Source organism: Aquiflexum sp. (genome assembly GCF_977115555.1).
This window is the reverse complement of the sequence record NZ_CDSBKL010000315.1, coordinates 1-4,976: the sequence shown is the minus strand read 5'-3', so window position 1 is coordinate 4,976 and position 4,976 is coordinate 1. Positions and strand designations below refer to the sequence as shown.

The following is a 4,976-nucleotide window of genomic DNA, read 5'->3' as shown; positions in this document are numbered from 1 at the left end:
CCCGATAGCTATCGGGATGAGAAGATCCCGATTTGAGGATGCAAAAATCAGGAATGATTTCGGGATTTCAAAGTCCTGTTTTGATATCTCTTGGCAATCTGAAGGAAATCTTCTAGGAGTTTTGTTTTTTTCAAATCATTGGTAAGTCCCCTATTTGCCTGTAGCGCTTAAATCGCCAAATTGACAGCCGACATTACAGCCTTTTGGAAAATGTCTATGGCGGCATTTGCGGCCTTTTGGGCGATGGCTTTAGAAATCACCGCTATCGCATGAAATTCCGCCTCAGCGATCAGTTTTTCATCCTCCATCCGGGATTCAAATCTTGCCTGCGATATTTCTTTGTTAATCAACAAATCAGCCAATAAAGCAAGGCGCTCTTTTCGGTTTTGAAGAAAGTTATTTGCGGGAGTTTTCACTTCATTCCAGTTTTCAGCCACATTTTGTTTGATGGCATCAGACATTTGAAACAGTACTTCATTGATATCAAAGCTCATACTCATTCGGGTTAATTTGGTGGATTATCGGCTATTGCTTTTCCTTTCTCTGCAATCAGCATGGCGTACATGAGGTCATTCATGGCCAGCATGTTTAATTTAATCAGGCCATCGGGGATGGCATCGTCTTCCTTGTGTTCCTGTTTGTATTTTCTCCAGATTTGCAATGTAATCTCACATATCCGGGTGGAATGGGTATTCAGCGGCCTCACCCTATTCTTATTGAGCAGGGAAAGCAATTCCACTTCGATATCGATATATCCCTCCCTGAATTGGTCATAAGAACGGCCGCCTTCAGTATTTGAAGTCATGTCCATCATATTCAGGTAAAACCTGTCAATCTCCTTGGAAGTACTTTCAATCTGTTCTTTGAGTTGTGCATCATAACTTGGGACAAGGGTGATTTTGCAAGCTGATAGGCAAAGAGTCAATCCAAGGTAGATTAAAAAAAATGAAGGGTTGAAAGTCTGGATTTTCATGAGATTTATTCGCATCGGTTGAATGGTAAAATGCTTTTTGAAAGAATGATCAAAATGCAAAGAAAGAATCCTAATAAATATATGAAAATCAACAGAGTAAAAAAACTGTGATAAGATTATCCTTTTTGCCAGACAAAAACCCCCATGGCCCTTTGCCCATGCACCAAGACACTTTTTGCAGGTTCAAGGTAATTGAGCTTATATTTTGAAACTATCTCCTTTTCCAATTCCTCAGTCAATAAAAATCTCTCTGAGCCATCAGGCAATAAATAAACCCCATCTCCCAAATGCGGAGATTTCTCCTTCATATTTCCCTGGCTTGTTGTCATTCTTAGAAAGAAGATTCCTCCCGACCTCAATACCCGCATCATCTCCTCCATCATTTTCAAAAAGTGCGTTTCACTTTTGGCAAAGTGCAAAACCGCAGAGCTGATGACAGCATCAAAAGCACCTTGGTGAAAAGGCATATTTTCGACCATCGAAGTCTGAAACCGGAAAACATCATAGTCCTTCTGTATGGTTTGGGCATATATCCGCGCCATTTGGATGGCAATTGGGTTATGATCCACTCCAAATATTTTGTAGCCTTCATTCAGAAAATAGATTGTATTTCTTCCTTCTCCGCAACCTGCGTCCAGGATGTTCATTTCCTTTGTAAATCTCCCTTTGAGAATCTGATCGAGCAGGTAAATATCAATATTGCCTAAAAGCTGGTTGAGGGAATTAATGTCCATTTTCGTATTTTTCTATGGCTGCGAAGGCTTTTTGTTTTCCTATTTCGATCAATTCGGCAGCACGGTGAAATTCCAATGTACCTGCTTGGGTTCTTGAAATCTCTACAATGATATCAACTTGGTGCTTTTCCAGCACCAGCTCCGAAAGCTTGTCCTGCAGCATGTCAAAAGAATAATTGAGCAGGTCCAAGGAACTCATTCCCTTTGCTTTTTCGTCTTTGTCGTTGGAAGAAAAGTAAGCTGAAAATTTTTTCCTATAATCTGTCAACCAATCAGGAAGCTTCATCAAAGCAGACTCATTATCCTTTTTTTCTTTTTCTTTTCTTGTATCTACAAAGGCTGATTTGGGTCCATTCAGGTCAACAGCAAAAACAAGATCGGCAATCCTTTCTTTTGGAATCAGGTTCAATGGAATAGGATTCAAAATACTGCCATCGATGTATTCTTTTCCATGGATTTTGGCCGGGGTAAATGCAGTTGGGATGGAGGCTGAAGCGCGGATGGCGGAATACATACTGCCTTTCCGGAAAACATGTTCTTTTCCTATAGGAATTTCTACAGCAGTGCAAACAAAGGGTACATCTAGCTCCTCAATGGGTCGGTCTTCAATTATTTTTTTGAGGGCGTCAAAAACTTTGTCCCCCTTGATAAAACCTTTGCTGGATAGTGTAAAATCCATCAGGGAAAAAACATCAATCTTGTCAAGGTTGCAGATCCAATCCTTGAACTTAGGGAGATTTCCGCTAGCATACATCCCGCCAACTAATGCTCCTGCAGAGCATCCCGCTATTGATACAATCTCATATCCTGATTCTTCAAGCGCCTCTATGACACCGATATGTGCCATACCTCTTGCTCCACCACTTGATAGTACCAATGAAACTGTTTTTTTGCTCATGGTTTAAATAGATTATGAAAAATGAGTGCTACTTTTCTATTTCGAAAAACGAAATTAAACAATTATGGGTCAATTCAAGCCTTTTCACCTTGCTTTTCCTATCAGAGATATTGAGGAAACGCGTCAGTTTTATGGAGATCTTTTGGGCTGTGACATCGGCAGAAGCACAGACAAATGGATAGATTTCAATTTCTTTGGACATCAGCTTTCGGCACACATCAAGCCTGAGGAACTTTCCCTTGCCAAGGCCAATGAAGTGGATGGAAAAAATGTCCCGGTGAGGCATTTTGGTGTAATCCTTCCTTGGGAGGAATGGCATTCATTAGCAGATAAGCTTCGGGATTACGGGATGGAGTTTGTGATCGAACCTTATATCAGGTTCAAAGGGGAAGTTGGCGAGCAGGCTACCATGTTCTTCTTGGATCCCTGTGGCAATGCCCTTGAATTCAAATCCTTTCAGGACGAAAGTCAGATATTTGCGAAATAAAATTATCATCCTGTGGTACAAAACCACAGGATGACTTTTTCTACATAAATGATTCTCTCAGGTACTTGCCTGTATAATTATCATCAGTTTCCATCAGGGCTTCCGGGGTACCTTCGAAAGTCACATAACCCCCTTTTTCTCCACCCTCAGGTCCCAAATCGATCACCCAATCGGCTGCTTTGATCACCTCGGTATTGTGCTCGATGATGATCACAGAATGCCCCTGATCTATCAAAGCATTGATGGAATGGAGCAGCTTTCGGATGTCATGGAAGTGCAATCCGGTCGTAGGTTCATCAAAAATAAAAAGTACATGGTCTCCGGGCTTCGTGCCTCCTTTTCCAAGAAAAGAAGCGAGTTTTACCCTTTGGGCTTCTCCTCCCGAAAGTGTGTTGGATGATTGACCCATTCCGATATAGCCCAAACCGACTTCCTGCAGCGGTTGGAGTTTGTTGATGATTTGGCTTTTTCCTTTGAAAAATTCCATTGCTTCGTCGATCGTCATGTCCAAGACATCAGCAATATCTTTGTCCTGGTATTTGATGTCCAGGATTTCATTTTTGAATCTTTTGCCATGGCATGACTCACAGGTGAGGTGAATGTCAGCCATAAACTGCATCTCGACGGTCACAGTTCCTTCACCCTGACAGGCTTCGCATCTTCCTCCATCCACATTGAAGGAGAAGAATGCCGGTTTGTAACCTCTTTGCTTCGCCAATGTCTGATCGGAATATAGCGTCCTGATGGCATCGTAGGCTTTGACATAAGTGACAGGATTGGAGCGTGAGGATTTTCCTATAGGGTTTTGATCCACGAATTCAATCTGGGTGATTTTCTTATAACTCCCGTCCAATTTGTCAAACTTGCCTGTTTCATCGATGACGGTGCCAAGGGTTTTTCCCAAAGCAGGGTACAAAACTTTTTTAATAAGAGTGGATTTTCCAGAGCCACTGACACCTGTGACACAGGTCAGGGTGTTTAATGGGAATTTGACAGTAAGGTTTTTCAGGTTGTTTTCCCTTGCACCTTTGACAATGATCGTATCCCTGAACTTTCGGTTCTGGTCCTTGTTTTGGATTTTTTCCTCCCCTTTGAGGTAGCGTGCTGTATAGGTATTTCCCTTGATCATCAGCTCGGTCAGGTCTCCCTGAAAAACCAACTCTCCACCCAAAACGCCCGCATCCGGTCCGATGTCGATGATCTGATCTGCGGCTTTCATGACTTTTTCTTCGTGTTCTACCACAATCACCGTATTGCCCATGTCCCTCAGGGCTTTCAATACCTCAATCAACCTGTCTGTGTCTCTCGGATGGAGGCCGATACTTGGTTCATCGAGGATATACATAGAACCCACCAACGCCGAACCCAACGAAGTCGCCAATTTGATCCTTTGGTATTCTCCACCTGATAGAGAAGAAGTGAGTCGGTTTAATGTCAAATACCCCAACCCTACTTTGTCGATGTATTCTAACCTGTTGATGATTTCTTTGAGCAGGCGGTTGGCAACTTTATGTTCTGCCTCGGTCAATTCAATATGCTTGAAAAAATCAAAGGCCTTTTCAATTGGCAAAAGGACAATATCGGTGATTGACTTTCCATTGATTTTGACGTAGGAGGCATCTTTTCTTAACCTTGTCCCCCTACAATCCGGGCAGGTGGTTTTGCCCCTAAACCTAGAAAGCATTACGCGGTATTGGATTTTATGTGTTTTGGTTTCCAAGTCTGCAAAAAAGTCATTGAGACCTTGGAAGTAGGAATTCCCTGTCCATATCAATTCTTTTTGCGCTTCATCCAAATCTTCATATGCCCTATGGATCGGAAAATCAAAGTAGATTCCCTTTTTGATCAATGGCTCAAGCCACTTGCCTGAACTTTCTCCACGCC

Annotated in this window: 6 protein-coding genes; 1 reads left to right on the top strand and 5 read right to left on the bottom strand. The window is 42.3% G+C overall.

Annotated features, from left to right (window positions below):
• Positions 1–167 precede the first annotated feature (167 nt).
• From ACZFYI_RS15625 to ACZFYI_RS15610, 4 genes are all read right to left on the bottom strand, one after another.
• On the bottom strand, positions 168–500 hold the full coding sequence (locus ACZFYI_RS15625; protein ID WP_462525061.1) for a hypothetical protein: 333 nt from the start codon (positions 498–500) through the stop codon (positions 168–170).
• Between the two features lie 5 nt (positions 501–505).
• Positions 506–973 carry a hypothetical protein gene (locus ACZFYI_RS15620; RefSeq protein ID WP_462525060.1) on the bottom strand — a complete coding sequence of 156 codons (468 nt, stop codon included), beginning with the start codon at positions 971–973 and terminating at the stop codon, positions 506–508.
• Between the two features lie 116 nt (positions 974–1,089).
• On the bottom strand, positions 1,090–1,707 hold the full coding sequence (locus ACZFYI_RS15615) for a class I SAM-dependent methyltransferase (protein WP_462525059.1): 618 nt from the start codon (positions 1,705–1,707) through the stop codon (positions 1,090–1,092).
• Entirely contained in the window at positions 1,697–2,605 is a 909-nt protein-coding gene (locus ACZFYI_RS15610; protein WP_462525058.1) for a patatin-like phospholipase family protein, read from the bottom strand. The genes ACZFYI_RS15615 and ACZFYI_RS15610 overlap by 11 nt, the downstream gene beginning before the upstream one ends.
• 64 nt (positions 2,606–2,669) lie before the next feature.
• Between ACZFYI_RS15610 and ACZFYI_RS15605 the strand changes: the two genes are divergently transcribed.
• Positions 2,670–3,092 carry a VOC family protein gene (locus ACZFYI_RS15605; protein ID WP_462525057.1) on the top strand — a complete coding sequence of 141 codons (423 nt, stop codon included), beginning with the start codon at positions 2,670–2,672 and terminating at the stop codon, positions 3,090–3,092.
• Between the two features lie 40 nt (positions 3,093–3,132).
• Here the strand turns inward: ACZFYI_RS15605 and uvrA are convergent.
• On the bottom strand, positions 3,133–4,976 hold a 1,844-nt coding region (gene uvrA, locus ACZFYI_RS15600; protein WP_462525056.1), incomplete at its 5' end, for an excinuclease ABC subunit UvrA.